Below are 25,877 nucleotides of genomic sequence, written 5' to 3' on the forward strand. Positions count from 1 at the left end.
AATAATTCCTATGCTCCATCCTTTCCAAATTTTTGATGCGCCTGCTTCCGGGCTTAATCTGGTTGAGTCTTCTGCCGGAACGGGCAAGACCTACAGCATCACCTCGCTGGTGGTGCGGTTTCTTGCGGAGGGCCGTGTTGCCGGGCCGGGCAGTCTGCTGGTCGTGACCTTCACCAAGGCGGCGACGCAGGAGCTGCGCGACCGGATATCGGGCCGCATCCGGGAGGCCGCCGATGCCCTGCGCGAGCCGGGGGGTGACACGGGAGATGCTTTTCTGGAGGAGCTCAAGCAGCAGTTCGGCGGGCAGCCCGAAGCCCTGCGCAATCTCGAGCGGGCGCTCACGGATTTCGATCAGGCCGCGATTTACACCATTCACGGGTTTTGTCAGCAGGCGCTGCAGGAGTACGTGTTCGAGAGTGGCACCCGCTTCGATATCGACTACTCGGGCAATATCGAAGAGCTGATGCAGGAGGCCGCCGACGACATCTGGCGGGGAGAGCTCAACCGCCTGGCTGAGGCCGGGGAGCGCGAACAGATGCTGCTTCAGTTCCTGCTCAGCGACCTCCAAACGCCGGATGCCATGCTCAAACTGTTTAGTCCGCTCGCGGGCAAGCCCTACCTGCAGCTGTACGAGGCCGGCGAGGCAGAAGCCGGCGAACTGCTCGATAGCTACCATCGCAGCTGCGCTGAGCTGGCAGAAAGCTGGGATTCGGAAGCCATCACCAAACTGCTAACCGATGCCATAACAAGCAAGGCGCTCAACAACAATAAGTACCGGCTTGCAACCATCCAAAGTGCATTGCCTGAGCTCAACCGCCTGATTTCCGCTCAAGACTGGTCCGGCCTCGGAGTTTTCAAGCATCTTGATAAATTCGGCACTGCCAAACTCAGCAGCGGCACGAGCAGCAGCGGCACAACGCCCGAACATCCCTTTTTTGATGCGGTTGAGGCGTTTCTGGAATGCAGCCCCGCCCCTTTGCAGGAGGGCTACTATGTGCGGCTGTACCGGCAGTTTCAGGACCGGCTGGAGCTGCTCAAGGAACAGCGCCGGCAGCGCTCCTTCGACGACATCCTGATTATGGCGCGGGATGCGGTGTGCGACAATCAGCAGATGCGGATGCGGCTTCGCGCGCAGTACCCGGTCGCCCTCGTGGATGAATTTCAGGATACGGACCCGGTTCAGCTCGATATTTTTCTTACGCTGTACGGCACCAACAGTCCGGATCAGGCGCTCTACATGATCGGCGACCCCAAGCAGAGTATCTACAAATTCCGCGGGGCAGATATTCACAGCTACATCGCGGTGCGCTCGCGCCCCGGGGTGCAGTGCTTCACCCTCGACAAAAACTACCGCTCGGTGAAAACCATGGTCGATGCCGTAACAGAGCTTTTTCTCGCGGCCGACGGCGGGCGGGCGGGGCAGTGGCCCGGGGGAATTTCCTTCGCGCCCTCGCAGGCGCACCGCTCGGGCCCCGAGCTGCGGATCCGAACCGGCGATGCCGAAGAAGAAACGGAGCAGGCAGCCCTGCATTTCCTGCTGCCTGACGACACCGTTAAGGATAACGAAAACAAGGACGTTGCCCTGACCCGCATTGCACATCAGGCGGCTTGTGAGATGGCGCGGCTGCTGAACCTGGCCGTGAAGGGGCGGGCTGAGCTGCTCGAAAAAGAGCAGTGGCGGCCGCTGCGGCCCGGCGACATCGCGGTGCTGGTGCGCGACCGCTACGAAGCGGCGACCTTCAAAAAAGCGCTGATGCTGCACGGCATCAAGAGCGTGCACCGGAGCTCGGAAAGCGTGTTCAAGACGGAGGAAGCCGGCTTCCTGCTGGAGCTGCTGCATTTGGTGCGCGAAAATACGCGTCCGGCGCAGCTGCGCGCCTTTTTGTTCCGGGATGAAATCGGGCAGCGCATGAGCGACCTGCAGCAGATGGAAGCCTCGCCTGAGCTGCTTTCGGAGGTAATTGAGGGCTTCGCGGAGCTGCGGCAGGTGTATGCCCGCAGCGGCTTCACGGCCATGCTGCGGCGCTTCCTGAATCAGGAAATCGGGCGGCTGGGGGAGCGGGCGGTGCAGGTGCGCACGCGCATCCTCAGCCTGCGGGAAGGGGAGCGGATTTTCACCAACCTCATGCACCTGAACGAGCTGATCGACGCCTTCGAGCGCGAGCACCGCTCCGGCGCCGATGCCCTCATCAAGTGGCTGAGCGGAAAAATTACCGAAGCTGACGGCCGCAGCGAAGAGGGCGAAATCCGCCTGGATACCGACGACGACCTCGTGCAGATCGTGACCATGCACAGCAGCAAGGGCCTCGAATACCCGATTGTATTTTGCCCCTCGCTCTGGTCGGTGAAATCAAATAAAGGAAGGAAGCAGTCCGGCGCGATGCTGTGGCATGAAGACGGCAGCACGCATGCCGACCTCTCCGGGCTTCGGCGGGAGGATGAGGTGGTGCAGCAGCGCATCAGGCTGGAGGAGCTGGCCGAAAGCCTCCGGCTGATGTACGTGGCCCTCACCCGTGCCCGGCTGCGCTGCTATGTGTCGGTTGCGGCCTACAAAGAATCGCAGGCCTCGGCCCTGGCCTATGCGCTGCGCGGCGAAGAATACGCCCTGGGCCGCAGCGGCAAGCCGGATGCCTTCGACCTGACACGCTCTGCCGAAAAGCTGGCGCTTCAACACCCCGGGCTGATCCAGAGCCTGCGCGAAACGCCCTATGCCGTGTTTGAGCCGGCTGAACAGCAGCAGCCTGACCTGCAGGCGCTGGTGCCTGAGCGTCCGCTGCCGCAGCGGCCTGACTGGTACGTGACCTCCTACTCGGCAATCAAAAAACAGGGTGAAAAAGACTCCGGAGCCGGATATTCTTCCTTCGAGACCGCTGCCGAAGGCGGGAAGCCCGATCAGCAGCCGGCCGGCGAGTCGGAGCTGGGCGCAGCGGGCACGGAAGCTGCCGGCGGCGCAGGCACACATCCATCGATAAAAAAACAAAACCCAATAGCGGCGCAAACCGGAAAGCGGGAGCCCGGCATCTTTGATTTTCCGAAGGGTGCGCGGCCGGGTACGCTGATCCACCGGCTGTTTGAGGAGCTGGATTTTACGCGGCTGGAGGCCGACGGGCCCGCCCTGGTGCGGCGCTGCCTGGCCGATGAGGGCTACGAGGCGCACTGGGAGCCGGTGCTCACGGAGATGCTGCGGCAGGTGCTCGGGGCCGGGCTTCCGGAATCGGGGGCGCGGCTGGCGGAGAAGGGTCCGGCGCAGACGGTTGACGAGCTGGAGTTTTACTTCCATCTTGAGCGGGCACGGGCCGCGGAAATCAGCGGAATCCTGAGCGGCGGACCGTCGGCTGCGGCTGAGCTGAAGGAAGAAGGCTTCATGACGGGCTTCATCGATCTGGTTTTTGAGCATGAAGGCCGCTACTACATCGCCGATTACAAGAGCGACTGGCTGGGCGGCGCGCCCGAAGATTACGGGGCGGAGGCGCTGCAGCAGGCCATGCAGGAACGCGGCTATGCGCTTCAGTACCCGATTTATCTGGTTGCCCTGAGCCGCTGGCTGCGCAGCCGGCTGGGGGAGGCCTTCGACTACGACACGCACATTGGCGGGGCCTACTATTTGTTTGTGCGGGGGATGACGGCCGCCGTGCCGGGCTCGGGGATCTACTTCGACCGGCCCGATGCGGCGCTTATTGAAACTTTGGACCACTATTTTAAAGGAGAAGCCCATGCAGCAGGAGCTGTTTAACGCAAGCCAAGCGGCGGGGATGCCGCCTGAAGATTCCGGCACCGGAGCCGGAAGCCTGGACGTGATCGAAGCGGCAGGCATCGTTGAGCCGGTTGACCGCGCCCTGATGGCGTTTTTCCGGCGCAAAGGAGAGACGCAGGAGGATGTACTCGCTGCGGTCGCGCTGCTTTCGGCGGCCAACCGCATGGGGCATACCGCGCTGAGCCTGCCGGATTTCCGCACGGAGCCGAACGCCCTGTTTTCCATGCCCGGCCGCGAGGTTCAGGGCCTGGAGCGCATCACCCTTGACGAAAACCGGCTGCGGGATTCTGCGGTCGTGCACGTGCAGCAGGGGGATGAACAGCCGCATCTGCCGCTGGTGCTGGACGGCGGGCGGCTGTACTTCAACCGGTATTTTCAGTTCGAGCAGCAGACGGCCCGGCAGCTTTTGGCGCTCACGGAGTCGCTCTCGGGCGCGGACACGGATGAAGATTCGGAGGCGAACTTGCGGAGCCTCACCGATGAGCTTTTTGGAAGTTCTGCCGAAGGACTCTGGCAGCGCGCCGCCGGGGTCGCAGCCCTGAACCGCCGGCTGACGGTGCTCACCGGCGGACCCGGAACGGGCAAGACCTACACCGTGCTTCGGCTGCTTTTGCTGCTGCTGAAATCTGCGCCGGGCGGGCGCAGGTTGCGGGTCGCGATTGCGGCCCCGACCGGCAAGGCTGCCAACCGCGTGCGGGAGTCGCTCATAGCCGGGATTGATCAGCTGAAAACGGCCGGCCTTGAAGTGCGTTTTCCGGATGTCGGCGAGCTGATTTCGCAGATTCCCGTGCAGACCATGACGCTGCACCGTTTGCTGGGCACGCTGCATCAGCAGGTGACTTTCCGGCACAACCGCCGCAACCCGCTGCCCTTCGACCTGGTGATTGTGGATGAAGCCTCGATGATTCCATCGGCCCTGATGGCGCGGATGCTCGAAGCCCTGCGCGCGGATGCCCGGCTGATTTTGCTGGGCGACAAGCATCAGCTGGCCTCGGTGGAGTCAGGCGCGGTTTTTGCCGATATTTGTCATGAGCCGGAGCTCAACCGTTTTTCGGCTGGCTTTGCGGCATCGGCGGCAAGGCTGGGGATTGAGCTCCCGCCGGAAAGCGTCGCCGCCCAGGAAGAACCCGTGCCCCCGCTGCGGGACTGCATCGTGGAGCTGACGCACTCGCGGCGCTTCAGCGCGGAATCGGGCATTGGTCAGCTGGCCCGTGCCGTGAATGAGGGTGATGCGGATGCGGCTATGGCGCTGCTCAAAAGCGGGCGGGAAGATGTGATCTGGCTCGATCAGCCGTCGGGCCGCTGGCTCGGGAGCATCCTTCCGGAACTTAGGCAACAGCTCTCACACTACCGCGATGCTGCCCTTGACCCGGCCGCAAAACTGGATGCGATGGAGGCCTTTCAGGTGCTGTGTGCGCACAGGCGGGGTCCCGGCGGGGTGGAGGAGCTGAACCGGCAGATCGAACAAAAGCTCGGGCTTGAGCCGGAGCGGGGCAGCTGGTACGAAGGCCGCCCGGTAATTATGACGCGCAACGACTATCAGCTGGGGCTCTTCAACGGCGACCTGGGAGTTACCGTGACGCAGGGGCAGGCGGCAGCCGACGGCACACCGCTGCTGCGGGTGGCCATGGAAGCTTTTGATGCGGCAAAAAGCGAAAAAGGCGTAAGCCTGCGAAGCCCCGCACAGCTGCACATGATGGAAACCTGCTGGGCGCTGAGCGTACACCGGAGTCAGGGCTCGGAGTACCGCAAAGTGCTGCTGGCCCTGCCCCCGCAGGACTCGCCCGTGCTCACCCGCGAACTCATCTACACGGCCGTGACCCGCGCCAAAAGCGTGATTTACGTGGCCGGAAGCGAAGCGCTGCTCCGCAAAGCCATCGCCCGGCGCACCCGCCGCTTCAGCGGTTTGGCAGAACGCCTGAGCCGGATTTTATGAAAAAGTAAAAGCCTGTAGCATCAACTTTAAACCCGCAATATTTGGGTTTGACGTGCATTTTGTTAGATTATAAGTACAGCTAAACAAATTCCGGTATTCAAAATTGTAAGCCTGAAAAGACGACTGAAACCCTTGTATTACAGCCGGAAACAGAAAACTCAGGTACATAACTCAAAAAAATCAGGAGTATTTATGAAAAGACTAAGCCTGCAGTACATCAAAGAACTTCATCAGATCAGCGATCCTGTTTGTATTTCACTCTACATGCCAACACACCGGGTAGGCAACGAGGTCCGTCAGGATCAGATCCGGTTTAAAAACCTCACCAATCAGATAGCCGATAAATTAAAAGAAAGGGGGATGCGCGATGCCGATATTCAGGCGCTGCTACAGCCTTTTGAGGATTTCAGAAAAGAGTCGCCCAACTGGCAGAATTTAAGTGACGGACTCGTCATGTTTTTATCGGAGGGTCATTTTGAGGTAAATCAGTTTCCGGTTTCGTTTCCGGAGCTGGCGGTTGTTTCGCACCGCTATCACCTCAAACCGCTGCTGCCGCTGCTGAGCGGCGACGGGCTTTACTATTTGCTCGGCATCAGCCAAAACAAGCTCACCCTTTTTGAGGGCTCAAGGTTCAGCCTGAAGGAAATTGATTCAGACTTCCTGCCGCCGGCACTGGCCGAAGCGCTTCGCATCGATCAGTTCATGGCTTCGCAACAGTTTCATACCGGCGGGCCGGTAACGGCAGGCGGAAACCGCGCGGCCCTGTTTCACGGGCACGGCGGCGGGGGCGACGAAGATCAGAAGCCGCTGATCCGGGCCTACTTCCGTAAAGTGGACAAAGAGCTGACGGCCTTTCTCGATGATCGTCAGGTGCCGGTTGTGCTGGCTGGGGTAGAGTTTCTGCATCCGCTGTATCACGAAGTGAACACGCATCCCGGCCTGCTGAAGAAAGGCGTGAGCGGCCATTCGGACAGTTTCTCTGCCGAAGAGCTGCACAAGCGCAGCTGGAGCATCGTGCAGGAAGTGTTCAAACGGGAAGAAGAGGAAGCCCGCAAGGCCTTCACCGACATGAACGGAAGCAGCCGTGTGGTGCATAAAATCGAGGAAGTAATCCCGGCGGCCGCTCAGGGGAAGATTGAGACCCTGTTTATGGCGGTAGATGATGCGGTCTGGGGCCGTTTCAACGAGGGCACCTCGGAAATCCGCGTAGAGAAGGAAGGGGAGACCTCAGAAGATCTGATCGATCTCGCCGGTCTGCGTACCTTGCTCAAGGGCGGCAAAGTCTTTGGTGTGAAGCGCGAACAGGTACCCGGCGGCCATCAGCTCACGGGCGTAACGCGGTACTGATGCTGCATGCTCTGATTTAGAAATAAATATAAAACCCCGCAGACAAGGTTGGTCTGCGGGGTTTTACTTTCTTGGGAATTTGGAAAAAAGAATTTGCGCTATCGCTTCAGGCTTATATCGGCGCGGCTGATGAAATTACAAGCCAAGTTCCTGCTGACCGGCCCGGAGAAATGCTTTGGTATTGAGCGGTTCACTATGCCGGCGAAGATTGAGGCGGTAGCGCTGCGCCGACACCGTAAACAAATTACGGATTTGATCCGCGAAGGGGCCGCTGCCTTTCATACGGTTTGCGAAATCAGCATTATAAAGTGCGCCGCCGCGAATATCGGTGATACGGTTGAGCACTTTTTTACTGCGGTCCGGGTAATGCTGCTCAAGCCAGTCCGTGAAAATATCTTTCACAGCCCAGGGCAGGCGGAGCATCACGTAGCCGGCATGGGTAGCGCCTGCTTCTGCAGCTGCTTCGAGCAGGGCAGGAATTTCGTGATCGTTAATGCCGGGGATAACAGGGGCTGTCATTACGCCGGTTTCAATGCCTGCATCTGTTAGCCGGCGGATTGCCTCAAGCCGCCGCTGCGGCCGTGAAGTACGCGGTTCGAGCGTATCGGTAAGCCGCGGATCGAGTGTGGTGAGCGAGATATTTACGCGCACAAGCCGCTCTTTCGCCAGTTCGGCAAGCAGATCGAGATCTCGCGTTATCAGGTGATTTTTTGTAATGATACTTACGGGGTTTCTGAACGCAAGAAAAACCTTCAGACAGTTTCGGGTAAGTTCAAAATGCCGCTCAGCCGGCTGATAAGGATCTGTAACCCCACTCATCACAATGGTTTGCGGCTGCCAGCTCTTTTTGAGGAACGTTTTGCGAAGCAGCTGAGGAGCTTTTTCCTTAACCATGATGACCGACTCAAAGTCGAGCCCGGCTGAAAAGCCCAGGTATTCGTGTGTTGGCCGTGCATAGCAGTACATGCAGCCGTGCTCACAGCCGCGGTATGGGTTCAGGGTGTAGCTAAAGGGAATGTCCGGACTGTTGTTTGTGCCCAGAATGGTTTCGGAATCGTCTTTTAGAAAGCGGGTTTTGACTTTCTGCTGATGGGGTTCATATTCCTCATCCTGTACAAAGTGGAGGGGTTCAAACCGATTAACCGGATTTGCTGATGTGCCGCGGCCGCGTATGGCTGCGGGCCGGTTAGAAGGGCTATTCGAACAAAGCATAAACCTGAAATAGTAGTAGGAAGTAGTAACAGGTTTAACATAAAACATATATCGCACATATAAAACATGGTGCGAAAATCTGTTTTTGTTTTGTGGTTCAGATTCAAGTTCCTGGAGGTGAAAAAAAGCCCCGTAAACAGCGAGAAGCAGGGCGATAGAAAAAAAAGGAAAAAAATTTCTTTGGTTTTAAGCAAGAAATGGTATTCTTACGAAAAATAAATTGTTGGCGAAAAATTCAAATCAAAATAGCCGCCTTCGCTTTGGATGGTTAAAGCTGAAAGGTGATTGAAAGTATAAATATGAGGTTTAAGTTATTTTTGATACTGCTTTCCGTGTTGGGAGTGCAGTCGTGTGCATTTAATTATGATGGTGATTTTTTAGATCAGGATTATTCGGTTGCAGTGCTGGGAAGCAGCGGCAATGATAGGGTTTATGATCTCATCAGTCAGAGCGGTAACCTGCTGATTGCAGGAAGCTTCGGCGCTTCTGACGGAGATTTTTCGGAGATTCCCGTTACTGAAGAAGCCGCCTTTCTTTTGTGGACGGATCAAAATGGTTTACCGGAGGATATACTTTCGATCAATGGTAACGGCAGGGATTCATTCAGAAAAGTTCGTGTTGACAGGGATAACGGATTTATAGCCGCAGGGCTCACTTATTCAGAATCGGCACCTTTTTTCGGGGATGGTTCGGGAAATATTTTTATTGCCCGCATCTCACCAAACAGGGCCCTTGAATGGGTAAAAACGTATGGCGGAAGTGGTTTTGATCAGGTTCATTCTGTAATTGTTACCCCTGATATGGATTATCTTCTGGCCGGGACCACAACTTCAAGAGACGGCATTTTTGCATCAAACGGAGGTTTTTCTGAGTCCGTTTTTGTGATCCGGCTTAACCGGGAAGGAGAACCACAATGGGTCCGGGTTTTTTCCGGAAACCGGTCTGAAGAAGTTCGCGGCATGCATCTTTCGCCCGACAACAACATTGAAGTTACAGGCTTTACTCAATCAGATACCGGTGTATTTGAGAACATCGCCATAAACGGCAGCAATACGATCTTTAAGCTAAGTATTGATTTAGAAGGAAACCTCCTTGATGTAAAAGGGTACGGGGGGTCTGGTGAGGATAATCTTAACTACAGTACCATGCTTATTTCGGGAGAGTTGCTGTTGGCCGGGAATACATTTTCAGCGGATGGCGACTTCACAGACCGCAATTTGGACATAAGCAGTGCAGCTTTTTTTATGCGAATCGACCCTGAAGGAAGCATATCCCAGATAATGATACTTTCCGGAAATAACTTTGATATGGCTACTGCTGTAGCTACGCTCTCGGGCAGGCGGTTTGCACTTGCGGGGCGTACGCAGTCGTCAAGGCTGCACCCGAAGGAATCGAATGTACTGCTTACGGATCGTTTCTTTATAACGGTTTTAGATGCTGCCGGTGAAATAGAAAAAATTATAAGCGGCGGCGGTACGGCAAGTGATACAATTACCTCTTCGGTGCGGATGCTAAGCGGCAGGGTGGTTTTTGCCGGTAATACGAGTTCAACAAACGGAGATTTTTCCGAAAATAATGGTGGTACGGATATCTTTTTGGTAATTCCGGAGCTTTAGCTAACTGAAAGCTGAGTAATGCTATGCTCAGTCAGGACTGCTTAAAAAAGCCGACACATCAGCTGCTGAGCGCAGCGGGATTTCTTCCATAGGTACATGGCCGGCATCTTCATAAATGATGAGCTGCGCATGCGGGATGGCAGCTGCAATACGATGCGCGTTTTGAACCGGAATCCAGCGGTCATGTTCACCCCAGATGATGAGCACGGGAGTGGATTCCAAAGAGGAAGCCTCAGGAACCGCAAGGAGGTGAGTGCGATCCGCTCCGACATTTGTGCCCTGATTGCGCGTAAGGAACGCCTGTCTGTTGCCCTCCCGGCGAAGCAGTTCATAATAACGGTGTATGGTTTCTTCAGTGATGCGGTCCTGATCGTAATAAACTTCCCTGAGTGAATGCCTGAATGCAAATTTCGGGGTTAGGATGCTCAGTCCTTTTCTTATAACAGGGTTTCCGAGCGCATTTAAAAGCAATGAGTTCCGCTGTTGGGGCCGGGCTTCTGCGGCTTGTTGCGGCTGTACATTTAGGGTGTCGGAATCCGGGCGGGCCGTGTGCGCCGTTTGTTCAGAAGCAGATGTTGTTTCGGAAAGGTCCGCTTCGGTCAGCTGAGAGTCGGCCGGCTCAGGTATTGGCGAAGGCCTTACAGGCAGGCCGCCGCCGTTGAGGAGAATCAGCCGGTCGGTTTTTTCGGGAAAGGATTGTGCCCAGGCCATGGCATAACGTCCGCCCAGTGAGTTGCCGGCAACGCTCCAGCGCTCAACACCGGTTTCCTGCCGGAGCGCTTCCAGAAAATGAAGCGTAGCCCGGATGCTGTAGTCGTTATCGGGCTGCGGACCGGTAAGTCCGAAGCCGGGCAGGTCAACGCGAATGATCCGGAATTCCGGAGTTAGGGCTTCCACCCAGGGATCCCAGGTGTGCAGGGAAGCGAAGGTACCGTGCAGCAGCAGCAGGGCAGGGGCATCAGCAGGGCCTTCGTCGCGGTAATGCGCGATCATCCCGTCAACGGCGAAAAAGCGGGAAGATTCACCGGCATAGGTTTCGGCCAGTTGTTCAACGGAAATATCAGGCCGGATGAGAGCAGCCAGCAAGATGAGACATAAAGAAAGAACCCCGGCTGTAAAAAGCAGGGCAATTCGCAGAAACCGGAGTAAATTGCGCATAATCGGTTTAAATAACGGAAGCAGGAAATTTAAGGTAGATTATACGCTTTTCCGGCGAGTTTTTCCGGCTGTATTAGCCTGGTTTAGGCTGCTAATTGGCTGGGAGAATAGGGCTGTTTTCTTTAAGAAAAGCGATAAGATGCAGATTTTCTCCGGGGCAAAGTGTTTTGGCGGGCTGGCTGAACTGTGTCGGGCAAAAATGCAGATTGAGCGGAATCAGCCCGAAACCGCTGTTGGAACTAACTTGAATTGCCTTTCCAAGCATAAGTCCGAGGCCGGTCCATACTGCGGGTGTGTTTTGCCGGGCCGATGCGATGAGTAAAATACCATCGGTTTTACCATCAATCATATCATCCCAATGACTGCTAAACGTATTGCTTTTGCAGTAGCTGCAGCAGGCGGGTTGTTGCTGAAGCAGAAGCGCTGTTTCCTGCTGCTGTTTTCCGGGTTTTATACTCTGAAGCGTGATACCTTTTTTTGCAGCTATGGCTTCGAGTTTTTCTGCAAAGGTTCCGGCATCGGCATAATCGGGCGCTGCTTTTTGCTTATTGTGTACAAAAGCAGCCGTTCTGAAAGCGTCGAGATGCACAAACGCCAGCAGGTTAGGTTCATCAAATCGGGGCCAGGTGTGGATGGTGCACTGAAATCCGTGCTTTTTGATGATGCTTTTGAGCAAATACAGGAAGAGACCGCATTTGATATACAGGTTGGAGTCAATCTTACGGAGCTGCTGCCTGCGGGAAAGCTCTTTGGGGTTCAGAAAAACTTCCAGAACGCTGCCGTTAAACTTACAGCTGCTTCCGCTGTTCAGGTCCATTTGCTGCAGCTGTTTGTTGGTGAGCGCAACAAAATGTTTCAGGATTTCAGATGAACTGCTGTAATCCAGATTTAATGCCGGTCTGCTGCTGTTAATTGGTGCACTCATCGTAAGAAATCCCGTTTAAATTGAAGCTGCAGGGTCGGGTTTCTGTCTGGCCTGCAAAAACTGTAAGCTAAGTCAGCGCTCGTCGGCGTAGCTGCCCTCAGGGTTTAGCTGCCGGGCGGTAAGGGAAAAGTTAACCGTAAGTTCTTCATGAGCCCGAACGAGGCCGAACAATGCGGTTGGCGGCTCGATGCCGTAATCTTTCATGTTGATCGTTTTCGATCCCATCAGTTTGAAATGGTTAGCTTCACAGGGTTCGATATCAACGATGAGGCTTACATCGCGCTTATTTCCTGAAACAGATAACCTGCCCTCAACTTCAAGCTGAAACGGATGGCAGTCAGGGTCGAGATTGGTGAGCAGGGTGGCCGAGAAGTATTCAAACTCGATAGCCGGATGGGATTCAGCATCAAGCGCCCTGAAAAAATCGCGGTTCATTTGCCGGCGTCCGCAATCGAATTCCCAAACCGGGATACTCAACCGTACACTTCCTGCATTGTTATCACTTATGTTACGTGCTTCGTCTAAATCAGCCGATCTCAAATCAGCATAGCCCACAATTTTTCCTGCTTCACAATTGATATCGTGCACCGTTGAAGTGCCCTGAATCCACAGCCGGCTGCGTTCAGCCACAAGTTCAATAGATTGCTGCGCCTGAGCGCCTTGTGTTAAGGCGGTAATGAGCAGCAGAAGCAGGAGAGTGAAAAGGGGAAGCGCGAAGGGCTTTTTCATAGAGGCATCCATTTAAGACGGGCATTGAAGGAGTGTAACGCCTGAGCATCGGTTGGGAATCAGCTGTACTATTGCAATCGGGCAGGCTTAGTTTGAAGTAAGCACGAGTTCGTAGATAATCTGAAGCTCTTCTGAGGCACGAACGGTACCAAGCATGGCAGAAGGCCGGCTGATGTTGAAATCGCTGAAGCCAAAATCAACGGTGCCGCTCAGAACGATGCTTTGGTCGTCTGCAAAAGCTGCGTTGCTCACAAAACTGACGGCGTGATCTGCACCTGCAGCGTTTATGATTCCGTTTACAAGTACTTCCGTACCGGCATCTGTTGTCTGCTGAAGTTCTGCACTCACGAAGGTGAATGTGATGTTCGGATGACGGTCTTTTTCAAGATATTTATGAATGTTGTTGGTCATACGGTTTCCGTCAGATTCAATGCGCTCCACGGGGATTACGAATTCGCCAAGCTGAAAAGCATTGCTGCCGCCATTTTGAAGCGCTTCAAGGTTAACAGAAAAACGGGCGTTAATCAGGGTAACATCTGCGTCCCAGCTTCCTACGGTGGAGCCGCCGGCTATGGTCATGCTGCTGAGGGCATTGTTAACACTGTAAGCTGCATAGGCTGAGGCAGAATTGCCGGGTGTATCCGGCTGAGCAAAAAGCGTGAAAGGGAGCAGAAGTGCGATTAAGCTCAGAAAAAGTGGTTTCATGGAATTAATCATTTTGTTAGAAGCAGATTTTAAAAGAAGGGGGTTGCCTGAAATATTCGCTGAATATTACGGGCAACCCCTCAATTGGTGTTAGAAGCTGATTACGGCTTCAAGCATTACACCGTTGAATTTTCCGTCGTGAAAAACGGAGTTGCTCTGGTAGCCATCCCAGGTTTGGTGGGCATATTCGAGTTTAGCCAGAACGTTTTTGGTGAGGAACCAGCCGCCGCCGATATTAAAGCGGGTAATATCCACATCTTCGCCGCTTCTGGTTTCAGCTGTTACGAGGTTGTAACGGCCGCCGAAGTAGAAGTTCTCGCTGTTACCAAAGCGGTAAACCAGCTCAGCCATGTACTGATTGGAAGTTCTGCGGCTGTCTTCTGACATAGCTTTTCCGCTTGCAGTTTCAAAAATTCCGAAGAACTCCAAACCCTGATACTTTACAAAGGGGTTGATCATAATGGCTGTAAGCTCATTGGTGTAACCGGGGTCGAAGCGGGGAATTCTGAACTCGGATGAATTTGCAGTAAGGATGTTGTAGTAGCGTGAACCTGCGCGGTCGCCGGCATAGAGGTAAGTGCGCTGCGATTGCCCGGTATGATATACGGAACCGGTAAGGCGTACACGAAGATCTTCCGTAAGCTGACGGTCGAAACCAACTTTGCCTAAAAGCGAAACATGGGTTTGTAACTGACCTTCAGGGGCGTCAACAACACTTTGATTCAGCTTGCCGTTGGTCATTCCGACCATTGCAAGCCAGCCGTTGCGCTGGTAGTACACTTCAGCACCAACTTCAGTGGTGAAGGCATCCATGATGGGGTTTCCAACGAAGGGGTTGAAAATAGTTTGGGCGTTATCGCTTCTGCGGAAATGAGCATCACCGTAGTTGTTCTGCATGTGGCCGACTTTGATAGTGATGTAATCCATGTATTCCTGAAGGAACCCTTCACTGATGAAGTCGAGGCGATCAACCTGCATATAGCCGCCTTTTACGTAAGGCTGGGCATGGTGTCTTGAAGAAAGGTAGGTACGCAGGTGCATACGAAGACCGGGGAAAAGCTGCGCATCAATATCAAGGTTTGATGTTGCAAGGTTGAAATTCGGGCCTATTTCAAAAATATCTACAGCCCCGCTGTTTTCATGATCGAGCCACTGAAACTGAAGTGTGTTTGAACCACCAATCCGGACGTTCAGCCCCTCGAATGGTACATCAGTGGTTTTGGGTGTTTCAAAAATATTCAGGCCGGTCTTGTCAGGAGCCCGGAAATACTGAAGGTCACGTGAAAACTGTGCAGTTGCACTTACGGACAGCAAAGACAGTAACAGCGCTGTAATTGCCACATGAATGATAACAGATTTATTCATAATTCTGATATTTCTTGGAGATTTATAAGTATAGGAAAGTAATTTGGCGGATAAGCATAGGGCTGCTTAATTCGAACACCTATATTATAAAACTGTTATTAGAATTATGGTGTAAGCTTAGGTTCTTTTGTCTTGTGGAGATCTCTCTTATCTGTCTGTAGTGTTTAAGACTACAGATGTTTTATTTGTAGGGATTAATACGTATGTAGCAGGCCTTCAGCAAAACAAGCAAACCGCTGTACGGACTTCTTTCATCAGGCGAAGTTTACGGGATACTAACACCTTGTAAATAAGCAGTTTAGTCGTGAACCCACTGTATGGCTTCACGGGTTAGTTCATGGCTGCCGGAGAGGTTCATTTTTTCCTTGATGCGCGTTTTATAGGTTTCCACTGTCTTGGGCGAAACGTGCATCTTAAGCGCAATGTCTTTGTTACTGAAGCCCCGCCCGATCTGTTCAAAAACTTCAAGTTCTCTGTCGCTAAGCAGTTCGAGAGGGGATTCTGTTGTGGTTTTTTGCCCCATTGCCTGTTGCAGCATTTTGGCACTCACACTGTCGCTCACATAAATACCATCTTTAAAAATCTTTTCGAGGGCTTCAGCAAGCATTTCAGATGCCACATGTTTCATGATGTACCCGTTTGCTCCGGCGCGTAAGGCCCTTTCGGCATAAATATCTTCATCATGTCTTGAAACCATCAGGATTTTAAGTTTTGAGTTTGTGGTTCGTATGTGTTTCACCAGTTCTATACCATTCATACCCGTTAGGGAGATATCAATAATGGCGCCGTCAGCATCAAGGCCGGGCAGCCTTGCAAGGGCTTCCTCCGCCGAGGAAAGCTGTGCAATTACCGAATACCGGTCTGATTCGGAAAGAGTAAGGGCAATGCCCTTGCGAATCAGGGGATGATCATCTACGAGTACGATATTACGCTTTGTCTTTTCCATTCATTCTATATATTTCTATTTGTAACGGCTATATGCATGCAGCATTTAAGGTGACGGGATTGTGAGCGTAATTACAGCGCCTTTACCGGGGTTGTTACCGTGCGAGAACTGTCCGTTAATCAGTCTTGAACGGAATTCCATAATCCGGACTCCGAGCCCCCTTTTTTTGCGCCAGTTTGATGAAAAGCCGGTTCCGTTATCCCTGATCGTGATGAGCAGTTTGCGTTCTGAATACGTCATTCCGACGGTAACTTTGGTAGAGTAACCGTGTTTAACAGCATTGCTGATGGCTTCCTGAATAATCCTGTAAACATGTTCCGCACGTGCCCTGTCACGTATTTCAATTTCCTGATCGGAAACAAGTTTACAGTCGATTCTGAAAAGTTTCTGAGACTGAAGTATCAGTTTTTCTATGGCTGCGTGGAAACCGCCGCGCTCAAGATCTATTTTAACAAGTCCGTGTGCAAGGCCGCGGGCATATTCATCGGCTTCCTGCAGAAGGGAAGTGATTTCAGCCATTTGCTCTGCTAAGGGATGTTTTTCGTGCTGAAGCCGTTTTTTTATGCTTGCGCTCAGTAAGCCTATGCCGCTGAGCATTTGCCCGAGACCGTCGTGTAAATCCTGCCCGATGCGGTGCCGTTCATGCTCGCTGATTCGCATCACTTCCTGTTCAAGCCGCCTCTCTTCAGTAACGTCGCGCACAATTCCAGTATAAAAGCACATGTTAGAAGTTTGATGTTTGCTAACTGATATTTGTATAGGAAACGACTCACCTGATTTACGGACACCGATTGTTTCAACAGTTTTTCCGGTATATGATGCTAAGCCATTATCAGACAGCTGTTCCTCCATAAGCTCATACCACACTGTTTCGGCCTGTGGCATCAGGACGGCAGCATTTTTTCCGGTTATTTCATGCTGCGAAAAGCCAAAAATGAGTTCAGCTGATTTATTGAAGGATTCGATTATCCCGGACTCGTCGGTCATAATTATGCCGTCAGCTGTTGTGTTCAGGATGTTTAAAGCACGCTGTTCACTTTCCTTTAGTTTTTCCGATGCTCTTGCTCTGATTTGGGCCGCTGATAAAATATCTGCTGATATCTTCAGCACTGTCCGGTCGAGGGTGATGTCGATTTCACTATGCCTGTACTGAATCCGAAGTAATCCCTGCGCCATACCTGATTCAAGTAAAGGGGCACAAATGTAACCGTTTGCCCCCACTGCCGGCCTCCTGCAGTTAATTACAGGTTCGCCGCACTGCATGCATTCTTTATAATCTTCCGGGTTCGGAACAAGCAGCCCGGTGTAGGTTTGGTACGTTCCGGTCCCGTTGATACTGCTGAGCAGCAGCAGTTCACCTTTTTCGTTGTACGCCAGGCATGAACAGGATTCGGCACTGTAATACTGAACCAATTTGTGCATGATGTGCTGCCTGATGGCCTTTTCCTCATCAGTGTGTATCGCAAAGTGAGTGATTTCATGGATTAGTTTCAGTCTGTCTGACAGATCAGGGTCATTTTCAAAAGCTTTAAATGCTCTGGGTTGAAAAGTGACCTGAAAAAGCATTTGGCTGATTTCATCTGATGACAAACCCCGGGGGAGGGTGACGCTTTGGATTTGTGATTTGCTGATATTGGTTTCCTGAAGCAGCACATCTGAGGACAGCTGTTGGGGGCTGCGTTTGTCTGTTATCCATACAAAGCCTGCCCTGCTGCCGCCTTTGAGCAGTAAGGGTTTGAGCTCTTCCTTTTTCAGATCGGTACAAAAAAAACACTTTTTGGCAGTTGCCTCGATGTGATTGATGTCTTCCGTTTTTTTTGCAATTACCAGCTGCGAGCCCGTTATTTCGGATAATTTATACAACGCATCAAGCAAATCACCTTTGCTGTTGAATCCAATGAGTATCATTTGTTGGGAATCAAATCAAGTAGAGATATAAACACATATTGAATTCATAATGTACAAATTGTGTAGTTCCGGTTGGTTATTCAGCTTACAAAAAGATTGCATAATGCGGCCCATTGCTGTAAATACTTGTTTGAACAATGAATTTATATGCACTTATTAATCCCAAAAAAAAAGTCCCGCCACCAGAGGTGGTCGGGACATAAATCGGAATAGATCAACAGAACCGGGCTATCCTTCCTGTCTTGAACTCTCGGAAAGTCTTCTCACAAGTGCTTTGAGGTGATCTACTTCTTCCCATAGCTCCATACTTCGGTGCAGGGTTGTGTCGAACAGATCGTTGAATACCGGGAAGTATTCGGACGGACTCCAGACCTGACGTGCAAGCTCGGCTTTTGTGGCAGCAGGGGGAATCCAGCGGTCCTGCTCAACGAGAGCCGGGTTGATGAACATAGTGTCGCCTTCTATATGGGTTGTTGCGGTTGTATCGCTCAGTACGAGTCCGGCGTCAGACATACGGGTCCAGAAGTCGTCCATTTGTTCGGGGCTCCAGCTGAAATCAGCCCGGAAGTGCTCAAAATCATCGCCCCACTCTGCCCGGAAATCATCATAATGTTCATCGAGAAAGCCGCGCACAAATTCGAATCCGATATTGTTTTGACGCATAAACCCAAGTACGTAGCTGCGCGTTGTATCAGCCTGTATGATGTGATCGGGTACGATACCGCCGCCGCCGAATACCGTGCGGCCGGCGAATGTTTCGTACACCAGTGAATCCGGCAGGTTGCTGATAAAATTGGCTACATCTGTGCTTGCATCGCGGTCGCGGGTATGAATTTCCAGTGCGTATTCTTCACGGCCCTGATTAAAGGGCTTCTGAATGAGACGTCCTGAAGGGGTGAAATAGCGCGAGATGGTTACGCGGATGAAACTCTGATCTACAAGCTCATACTGCTGCTGTACCAGGCCTTTTCCGAATGTGCGCCGGCCTACAATAAGGCCGCGGTCGTTATCCTGAATGGCGCCCGCCACAATTTCGCTTCCTGATGCCGAGCCTTCATTGATCATCACCATAAGCGGGATATCCTGAAAGCGGCCGTTGGTGCGGGTGCGGTACTCCTGACTGAAGCGCGCATGCCGGCTTCGTGTGCTCACAAGTTTGGTGTTACGCGGGAAAAACTCGCTCGTGATGCGAACCGCCTGATCAAGAAAACCACCGGGGTTGTTTCGCAGATCCAAAATGAGCCGCTCCATGCCGAGCTCGTTTAAACCGGCCATCGCCTCCATAAACTCATCGTAGGTTGTTTGGGCGAAACGGTTGATTTTGATGTATCCGGTACGCTCATCAAGCATGTAAGAGGTATCGACTGTGAACAGAGGGATATCATCACGGGTGATGTTGAAATGCAGGATGTTACGGCTTCCCGGCCTCACTATGCCGACCCTTACTACGGAGCCTTTCGGGCCGCGCAGGGTGCTTAGCACATCTTCCTGAGAAAAGCCGACTGCATTTTCATCATCTATACTAATGATGCGGTCACCGGAACGGATACCAAGCACGTCGCTTGGGCCGCCGGAAATGGCAGAGATCACGGTAATGCTGTCAGCAATGATGTCGAACTGAACACCTATGCCCTGAAAGCGGCCGGCAAAATTTTCCCGAACGCGATCTGACTGTCGCGGATCAATATAATCGGTGTAGGGGTCGAGCGAGGTGAACATCCCGCGAAGGGCATGTTCTGTCATTTCACTCATATCAAGATCGGGAAAATTCTGATTGATGAAGGTGTATGCCCGCTCAAACCTGACAGCTGACTCCCGGATATCATTAACCTGTATGTTCGAAAAGGTAGTATCAATTGGAGTGCCGGAAACAGCAAAGGTTGAATCACCAATATTCCTGACCATCCCGCGGATGCTGTCTTTAAAGAGGATGTTGGCTTCAACTTCATCAACGTAATTGTTGAGGATCCAGCGCTGTGTCTGAATGTATTTTTGAAGGTTGTGTTCGTGATTCGTTTCGTTTGAAACAAACACCTTATCAAAACCGAACAGCCAAAGGGCCGAAAGTAGAACGATGCCTGTAAGACCGGAAGCAAAAAATCTTTTTATCATTGAAAAGGGGTCAGTACTGCCTGATTTTGGTGAGTAATCTTGAGGGCATAATGTGAGCAATCATCATGCAAATATCAAGTGTTTAGCTGATTTTAACGGTAACGCTGCATTTATTCGTTTCATATATTTTTTTTGAAGCTATCCCGATTACAGCAGCTGAGTTAACGCAAATATCAAAAAAAACGGCTCAGACAAAAGCCTGAGCCGCTGTTTCTGTAAACTTTTTTCGAATGAAGGGTTTGGTTATAGGATGAACTGACTCAAATCCTTGTTGGTCACAATCTGATCAAGCTGTTTGCTCACGTAAGCCCGGTCGATATTGATGGTTCCCTCACTGATGTCGTCAGGTACGGAGTAAAGCAGCTCTTCGAGCACGGTTGACATAATGGTGTGCAGCCTCCTTGCACCAATATTTTCAACATCACGGTTAACATCAGCGGCAATTTTGGCAATTTCACGAAGAGCATCCTTTGTGAATTTCAGGGTGATGCCTTCTGAGCCTAACATAGCTGCGTACTGTATGGTGAGGGCGTTTTTCGGAGCAGTGAGAATCTGATAAAAGTTTTCTTCCGTGAGGGAATCCATCTCAACCCGAATCGGGAAGCGGCCCTGAAGTTCCGGGATGAGGTCGCTCGGTTTGGCTACGTTAAAGGCACCCGAGGCAACAAATAAGATGTGGTCGGTTTTTACCATACCGTATTTTGTGGTAACCGTTGAGCCTTCCACTATCGGGAGCAAATCGCGCTGCACACCCTGCCGCGACACATCGGGGCCGCCGGATTTTGAGGAGCTGCCGGCTATTTTGTCGATTTCATCCAGGAAAACGATCCCTGTACTCTGCACGCGCTCAAGTGCAATCTGTACGGCCGATTCATGGTCAATCAGCTTCTCGGCTTCTTCCTGAAACAGGTGCTGCCGGGCGTCTTTAATTTTAACTTTCCGCTTTTTGGTTTTTTGCGGCATCAGGTTTCCGAGCATATCCTGAAGGTTCATGCCCATTTCTTCCATGCCCTGCGGACCGAAAATCTGCATGGTTTGACCGCTGCTTGCCTTCACATCGATTTCGATTTCCCGTTCCTCAAGCTCGCCGTTTTTCAGCTTCTGACGAAATTTCTCCCGGGTGCGCTCATTCAGCTCTTCATCACTGGCTGTTGAGGGGTTGAAACCTGCGTCGTTGCTGCTCAGGGCCGGGTTGCTGCCATAAACGGACTTTTTGCGTTTTTTGGGAAGGGGAGGAATAAGGATATCGAGAATGCGCTCCTCAACCATTTCTTCGGCCCGGGGTTTCACATTTTCCCGCATTTCCTGTTTTACCATGCCGATACCGATTTCGGTGAGATCGCGAATCATGGATTCCACATCACGGCCCACATAGCCGACTTCCGTAAACTTGGTTGCTTCCACTTTTATAAAAGGGGCTCGGGCAAGTTTGGCGAGGCGTCGGGCGATTTCGGTTTTACCAACACCGGTAGGCCCGATAAGGATGATGTTGTTCGGCAGGATTTCATCCCGGATGCCTTCCCCTGCATTCATGCGGCGCCAGCGGTTGCGCAAGGCAATGGCTACGCTTTTCTTGGCCGCATTCTGCCCGATGATAAACTCATCGAGGGCGGCAACAATTTGCTGCGGGGTGAGGTTGTCGAGTTCGTTTGCGAGTAATTTCGTTGAATCAGCCAATTTCAAGAGTCGTTAAATTGTGATTGGTGTAGATGTCAATATCAGCTGCGGTGTGGATGGCTTCTTCGGCAATTTCACGGGCCGAAAGCTGTGGGGCGTGTTTTTTTAGCACCCGCGCTGCACTCAGCGCGTAGGAGCCGCCGCTGCCGATAGTGAGAAGGTTATCCTCGGGCTCGATTACATCGCCCTGACCGGAAATCAGCAGGCCTTTTTCGGTATTGAGCACGATGAGAAGGGCTTCGAGTTTGCGCAGGTACTGATCGGTGCGCCACTCACGTGCGAGCTCGATGGCTGCACGTTCGAACTGTCCGCTGTATTGATTAAGTTTCTCTTCAAATTTCTCAAAAAGGGTGAAAGCATCAGCGGTTGAGCCTGCAAAGCCTGCCAGGATTTTGCCGTTGTGAAGGCTTCTTACTTTTTGTACGGTTGATTTTATGACCGTTTTATCGAGTGTTGCCTGCCCGTCGCCGCAAATTGCAGCTTTGCCGTTATGGATAACACCGATTACGGTGGTGGCGTGTATATTCATAAAAAATAGTTTTAAATGGATGGCCGGCTCAGGCCTGTGTACCTAAAGCACCAAAAGCTGCAAAGGTCGTGCCATTTGCAGCTTTTGGTGTAAATAGGAAAAGGGCTGTATTTAAGCTTTCCCTTCTGTTTCTTCAGCCTTGCCGGGTGCAGTATGTTCCGGCTTACCGGCAGTATCAGCTGTATCTTGCGGTGCTGCTTCAGTTTCAGGAGCCGCTTTTCGCGGACTAACCGTTTTGGTTACAACTGAACTTTTTTTCAGGTCTGATGCCGGTATATCAGCCGGTTTGCGAAAAGCATCTTCCGAAAGTTTGGCTTTAAGCTCATCCATTTCACGAAGCTTCGCTACTTTGGCATCGCTTATTTTTTTTTCAGCCGGTGTCGGTTTGGTTTCAGAGGGATCAGCTTCGGCAGCTTTGTTACTGCCGCTAACGGGGTCATCATCCTGTTTTTTCCGTGCTTTCGGGGGCTTTGCTATTACTTTTTTGCCACCGGGCCTTGGCTGCCGCTTCACCCGTTTCGGGGCCTTTATTTTGGCCTTGGGTTCTTTACCGGCTTCAGCATCAGGTTCCTGCAAAGCTGATGCGGAACCGGCATCAGAATCAGAATCAGAATCAGAATCGGCTTTGTTTTCTGGCTGATTTGCACTGCCGGAAGCAGTTTTCGGATTTTCGGTTTCCTCTGCTTTTACCTGTGGTTCTTGCTTATGCCGTGCCGACTGTTTAGGAGCGGCCGCAGTTTCAGGAACGGAATCATCAGAACCTGAAGATTTATCGGTTTTGCTTTCCTGTTTCGTGTCAGTATTAATGACATCAGGCTGACTGTCATTTTTGTCAGACACTTGTGATGCGGCTTTAGCCGTAACTCCTTTTTCTGAAGTTGCATCACTGTCTTTTTTGTCAGCCATTTCCGCTTTGGCTTCTTCAAGCTTTAGTTTGCGGGCATAAGCCTTTGCGACTTCAAGAGCGTTTGGTTTTTCCTCAAGTGCATGTGCTTTGGCTACCTCTAACGCATCAGGTTTTTCTGCAGGAGCTTCCTTTTTCTCAGCAGCTGTTTTGCGGGCTGATTGGTTTTGATCCTGCTGAAGCCGTTCAGGTTTTTGAGGTGTGCCCGGTTCGTGTTCATCTTCTGAACCGGATTTATAGTATTTCGATTTCAGCTTAGTGTTCGACCTGCCTTGTGAGGTGATGCGTACTGCTGCCGGACGTCTGCGGCCGCGCTCGGTACCTTCTTCATTTGCCTCAGCCGTTTTCGGACCGCCTCTGCCTGATTGCTGCTGACCGTACCGGCTGCCGCCTTCATAATCATCACGGCTTGCCCCCCGATCGCGGTCTCTGCGGGTTTCAGAATCTCCGTTTCTTCCGTTTTTCTTATAAATATCAAGCAGTTCTGTATTCTTGCGCCCGCCGCTTTCGAGTTCAGCAAGGTTTTTCTCATTTTGCCTGATGGCATCTTCAATCGACTCACCGTTAGATACGGTTTCATAGATGTCAAACTCAGAACCGTGCAGGGTGGCCTTGAAATCATTCAGCGAAATGGTATCATCCGGATTTATGGAAATGCGCATGAAGAACTTGAACATCCATTTCAGGCGTGTGCTGATCAGGCCCTGAAGCAGCACGGAATGGAAGAACGGGTTCACGTAAAGATCAACTGATTTGTACTTATAGTTGTTGCTGAATTTGCTCAGCCATGCTTCAATATCGGAGAGCAGAGTACTTTCAGACACGATGCTGCCTGAGCCGCCGCACATCGGGCACACTTTTGATACTGATTTCACAACACTCGGCCTTATCCGCTGCCGTGTAATCTGCATGAGGCCGAAATCTGACATGGGCAAAATGTTTGTTTTGGCCCTGTCTTTTTTGAATTCCTTTTTGATTTCGTCGTAAATCTTCTTTCGGTTTGAATCCTGCTGAAGATCAATAAAATCAACTACAATAATGCCGCCGATATCGCGCAGACGCAGCTGTTTGGCGATTTCACGCGCGGCTTCAAGATTGGTTTTCAGGGAGTTATCTTCCTGTGCTTTCTTGGCAGCATAGCGGCCCGAGTTCACATCCACCACGTACATGGCTTCGGTTTGCTCAAAAATCAGATAGCCTCCGCTCGGCATTTTTACCCGGGGGCTAAAAATGGAGTTTACATCACGGGAGATGTTCATGTGGTCGAAAACGTGCTCACGACCTTTGTACTGTACCACATTTTTAACCATGGAAGGTGCAACCCTGCCGATATAGCCTTTGATGGCTTTAAAGGTTTCGGTGTCGTCAACCAGGATTCGGTCGTAGTTTTTGGAGAATAAATCCCGGATGAGGCTTTCGGTCATGTCGAGGTCGCGGTGCAGCAGGGCAGTCGGTTTAGCTGTTTTGAGCTTATCCTGCATATCAACCCATTTGTCGTGCAGATCTTTGAGGTCTTCACGCAGCACATCGTCATCCTGAGCTTCAGCAACAGTGCGTACAATTACGCCAAAACCGTTAGGCAGCATTTCACTGATGATGCTTTTGAGGCGGCGGCGCTCTTTGTAGGAGCGTATGCGCTTAGAAACGGCTACGTAATCACCGAAGGGGATAAGTACGAGAAAGCGACCGGCAAGGGTGATATCTGTTGAAACCCTCGGGCCCTTGCTGCCGATGGGCTCTTTCACGACCTGCACCATTACTTTCTGACCCGGTTTCAGCAATGAGCCAAGCAGGTTCTGCTCGTGCATGGTCTGATCTTTGGAAGTCATGTTTTTGACTTCATTTTTTGTAACAGTTTGCCTGAATTGCAGAAGCTCGTCGCTTGCTTTTTTGGGGATACTATCCCGGCCGTTGAGCATAGCTATGTATTCCTCGAGGTGTTCACCGAGGTCTGAATAATGCAGGAAGCCGTCTTTAGGGGTGCTGAGGTCAATGAAGCAGGCTCTGATACCGCCCATAACCTTGTGTACCTGAGCCAGGTAAATGTCGCCAACGGAACGTCTGTTTTCCGGCGACTCAATAAAAAATTGTGCTAATTCACCATTTTCTATCAGCGCGATTCGCTTCTGCGAACCCGCTGCATGTATTACTATTTGATTGTCCATTAAATGTTAAGTCCGCATGCTTGAAGCGGAAAACGGTACACCTGTCGGGTGCGTAAACAATAGCCTGAAGTTTCAATGAACCGTTGTGAATCTTTTGGAAACAGGAGTTGAAACAGCTTACAGGGTCGAACAGGGAAGCGTTATCCGCTTTGTACAAATTTCTGTTAAAATGAAGCGTATTGCAGGAATTGGAATCGCTTTTACAAAGGCTTTCGGCCCATAGCCGGAAAGGGTTGCCTTTGAGAGCCGGTGAACACATTGTATGGTATAGTTCAGCATTAGGGTGCTTTTCATACGATGAAATTACATCGTAACCGGCATTGACCTCTGCCGCTGCGTACCATTTGCGGGCCGCATGCATAAAAGCAGCGGTGCAAAAGAAGACGAAGCAGTAAATGGTCGGGAAAAGAAAATTCATTTCTTAATATAAGGTATATCAGCCTTGTTAGGAAACAGCTCAATAGCACTAATTACAGCAATCTGTTTAAGATAGCTGGTCTTCTGCATTAATTCGTGTAATCCCGGCACCTACTTTATTCAGTTTCTCTTCCAGTTTTGCGTAGCCGCGGTCAAGGTGATACACCCGAAGCACTTCGGATCGTCCTTTTGCGCATAGGGCTGCCATCACGAGGCTTACACTTGCCCTGAGATCGGTGCTCATAACGGAAGTGCCGCTTAATGGTGTTTTACCGTTAATAATGGCTGAGTTATTTCGCACTTTAACCTGCGCACCGAGGCGTACAAGTTCGGGGATGTAGCTGAACCGGTCGGGGTAAATCGTATCCGTAACCTGAGATTCACCTTCTGCCTGTGTCATTAGTGTTGCCCATTGCGCCTGCAGATCGGTTGGGAAACCAGGATAGATTTCTGTGATAACCGAAACCGGCTG

16 protein-coding genes and 1 pseudogene are annotated in these 25,877 nt (G+C 51.7%); 4 read left to right on the plus strand and 13 right to left on the minus strand.

All coding sequences use genetic code 11. The features are described 5' to 3' along the window. Positions 1 to 10: 10 nt before the first annotated feature. From recB to LAT75_RS08815, 3 genes are all read left to right on the plus strand, one after another. Complete coding sequence (gene recB / locus LAT75_RS08805; protein ID WP_291482283.1) at positions 11 to 3,733, plus strand: exodeoxyribonuclease V subunit beta; 3,723 nt, start codon at positions 11 to 13, stop codon at positions 3,731 to 3,733. Beyond that, positions 3,714 to 5,690 (plus strand): exodeoxyribonuclease V subunit alpha, encoded by a 1,977-nt coding sequence (recD, locus tag LAT75_RS08810; RefSeq protein ID WP_291482284.1) that lies wholly within the window; start codon positions 3,714 to 3,716, stop codon positions 5,688 to 5,690. The genes recB and recD overlap by 20 nt, the downstream gene beginning before the upstream one ends. 192 nt (positions 5,691 to 5,882) lie before the next feature. Then, a complete protein-coding gene (locus LAT75_RS08815; RefSeq protein WP_291482285.1) occupies positions 5,883 to 7,037 on the plus strand; it encodes a hypothetical protein in 1,155 nt (384 codons plus the stop codon). A 135-nt stretch (positions 7,038 to 7,172) separates the two neighbouring features. Here the strand turns inward: LAT75_RS08815 and LAT75_RS08820 are convergent, their stop codons facing one another. Further along, positions 7,173 to 8,249, minus strand: coding sequence for a PA0069 family radical SAM protein (locus LAT75_RS08820; protein WP_291482286.1), 1,077 nt, complete (start codon positions 8,247 to 8,249; stop codon positions 7,173 to 7,175). A gap of 299 nt (positions 8,250 to 8,548) precedes the next feature. On the opposite strand from LAT75_RS08820, the gene LAT75_RS08825 reads away from it, so the two are divergent. Next, positions 8,549 to 9,865, plus strand: coding sequence for a hypothetical protein (locus LAT75_RS08825; RefSeq protein ID WP_291482287.1), 1,317 nt, complete (start codon positions 8,549 to 8,551; stop codon positions 9,863 to 9,865). A gap of 27 nt (positions 9,866 to 9,892) precedes the next feature. On the opposite strand, the gene LAT75_RS08830 is transcribed toward LAT75_RS08825, so the two are convergent. The 12 genes and pseudogenes from LAT75_RS08830 to LAT75_RS08885 form a co-directional block, all read right to left on the minus strand. Beyond that, positions 9,893 to 11,023, minus strand: a complete 1,131-nt coding sequence (locus tag LAT75_RS08830) for an alpha/beta hydrolase (protein WP_291482288.1) — start codon at positions 11,021 to 11,023, stop codon at positions 9,893 to 9,895. Positions 11,024 to 11,114: 91 nt separating this feature from the next. After that, positions 11,115 to 11,948 (minus strand): hypothetical protein, encoded by an 834-nt coding sequence (locus LAT75_RS08835; RefSeq protein WP_291482289.1) that lies wholly within the window; start codon positions 11,946 to 11,948, stop codon positions 11,115 to 11,117. Positions 11,949 to 12,020: 72 nt separating this feature from the next. Next, positions 12,021 to 12,677, minus strand: coding sequence for a YceI family protein (locus tag LAT75_RS08840; RefSeq protein ID WP_291482290.1), 657 nt, complete (start codon positions 12,675 to 12,677; stop codon positions 12,021 to 12,023). A gap of 87 nt (positions 12,678 to 12,764) precedes the next feature. After that, positions 12,765 to 13,382, minus strand: coding sequence for a YceI family protein (locus LAT75_RS08845; protein WP_291482291.1), 618 nt, complete (start codon positions 13,380 to 13,382; stop codon positions 12,765 to 12,767). 90 nt (positions 13,383 to 13,472) lie between these two features. Further along, positions 13,473 to 14,747 carry a hypothetical protein gene (locus tag LAT75_RS08850; protein WP_291482292.1) on the minus strand — a complete coding sequence of 425 codons (1,275 nt, stop codon included), beginning with the start codon at positions 14,745 to 14,747 and terminating at the stop codon, positions 13,473 to 13,475. A 298-nt stretch (positions 14,748 to 15,045) separates the two neighbouring features. Continuing rightward, on the minus strand, positions 15,046 to 15,693 hold the full coding sequence (locus tag LAT75_RS08855; protein WP_291482293.1) for a response regulator transcription factor: 648 nt from the start codon (positions 15,691 to 15,693) through the stop codon (positions 15,046 to 15,048). A 45-nt stretch (positions 15,694 to 15,738) separates the two neighbouring features. Further along, positions 15,739 to 17,601 (minus strand): PAS domain-containing sensor histidine kinase, encoded by a 1,863-nt coding sequence (locus LAT75_RS08860; RefSeq protein WP_291482294.1) that lies wholly within the window; start codon positions 17,599 to 17,601, stop codon positions 15,739 to 15,741. A 228-nt stretch (positions 17,602 to 17,829) separates the two neighbouring features. Then, positions 17,830 to 19,713 (minus strand): S41 family peptidase, encoded by a 1,884-nt coding sequence (locus LAT75_RS08865; RefSeq protein WP_291482295.1) that lies wholly within the window; start codon positions 19,711 to 19,713, stop codon positions 17,830 to 17,832. Between the two features lie 243 nt (positions 19,714 to 19,956). After that, entirely contained in the window at positions 19,957 to 21,390 is a 1,434-nt protein-coding gene (gene hslU, locus LAT75_RS08870) for an ATP-dependent protease ATPase subunit HslU (protein WP_291482296.1), read from the minus strand. After that, the gene (gene hslV, locus LAT75_RS08875) at positions 21,383 to 21,919 is read right to left on the minus strand and encodes an ATP-dependent protease subunit HslV (RefSeq protein WP_291482297.1); all 537 of its coding nucleotides are present in this window, start codon (positions 21,917 to 21,919) and stop codon (positions 21,383 to 21,385) included. The genes hslU and hslV overlap by 8 nt, the downstream gene beginning before the upstream one ends. Before the next feature lie 111 nt (positions 21,920 to 22,030). Further along, on the minus strand, positions 22,031 to 24,988 hold the full coding sequence (locus tag LAT75_RS08880; protein ID WP_291482298.1) for an Rne/Rng family ribonuclease: 2,958 nt from the start codon (positions 24,986 to 24,988) through the stop codon (positions 22,031 to 22,033). Between the two features lie 484 nt (positions 24,989 to 25,472). Next, positions 25,473 to 25,877 (minus strand): annotated as a pseudogene (locus tag LAT75_RS08885) (UDP-N-acetylglucosamine 1-carboxyvinyltransferase); the annotation flags it as partial.

It is taken from the genome of Cyclonatronum sp., from assembly GCF_022565315.1.
Lineage (GTDB): Bacteria > Bacteroidota > Rhodothermia > Balneolales > Cyclonatronaceae > Cyclonatronum.

Bases quoted from the DNA above. Each gene is read 5' to 3' on its own strand.
- recB (WP_291482283.1), top strand. From the start codon at position 11: ATGCTCCATCCTTTCCAAATTTTTGATGCGCCTGCTTCCGGGCTTAAT.
- recD (WP_291482284.1), top strand. From the start codon at position 3,714: ATGCAGCAGGAGCTGTTTAACGCAAGCCAAGCGGCGGGGATGCCGCCT.
- LAT75_RS08815 (WP_291482285.1), top strand. From the start codon at position 5,883: ATGAAAAGACTAAGCCTGCAGTACATCAAAGAACTTCATCAGATCAGC.
- LAT75_RS08820 (WP_291482286.1), bottom strand. From the start codon at position 8,249: ATGCTTTGTTCGAATAGCCCTTCTAACCGGCCCGCAGCCATACGCGGC.
- LAT75_RS08825 (WP_291482287.1), top strand. From the start codon at position 8,549: ATGAGGTTTAAGTTATTTTTGATACTGCTTTCCGTGTTGGGAGTGCAG.
- LAT75_RS08830 (WP_291482288.1), bottom strand. From the start codon at position 11,023: ATGCGCAATTTACTCCGGTTTCTGCGAATTGCCCTGCTTTTTACAGCC.
- LAT75_RS08835 (WP_291482289.1), bottom strand. From the start codon at position 11,948: ATGAGTGCACCAATTAACAGCAGCAGACCGGCATTAAATCTGGATTAC.
- LAT75_RS08840 (WP_291482290.1), bottom strand. From the start codon at position 12,677: ATGAAAAAGCCCTTCGCGCTTCCCCTTTTCACTCTCCTGCTTCTGCTG.
- LAT75_RS08845 (WP_291482291.1), bottom strand. From the start codon at position 13,382: ATGAAACCACTTTTTCTGAGCTTAATCGCACTTCTGCTCCCTTTCACG.
- LAT75_RS08850 (WP_291482292.1), bottom strand. From the start codon at position 14,747: ATGAATAAATCTGTTATCATTCATGTGGCAATTACAGCGCTGTTACTG.
- LAT75_RS08855 (WP_291482293.1), bottom strand. From the start codon at position 15,693: ATGGAAAAGACAAAGCGTAATATCGTACTCGTAGATGATCATCCCCTG.
- LAT75_RS08860 (WP_291482294.1), bottom strand. From the start codon at position 17,601: ATGATACTCATTGGATTCAACAGCAAAGGTGATTTGCTTGATGCGTTG.
- LAT75_RS08865 (WP_291482295.1), bottom strand. From the start codon at position 19,713: ATGATAAAAAGATTTTTTGCTTCCGGTCTTACAGGCATCGTTCTACTT.
- hslV (WP_291482297.1), bottom strand. From the start codon at position 21,919: ATGAATATACACGCCACCACCGTAATCGGTGTTATCCATAACGGCAAA.
- LAT75_RS08880 (WP_291482298.1), bottom strand. From the start codon at position 24,988: ATGGACAATCAAATAGTAATACATGCAGCGGGTTCGCAGAAGCGAATC.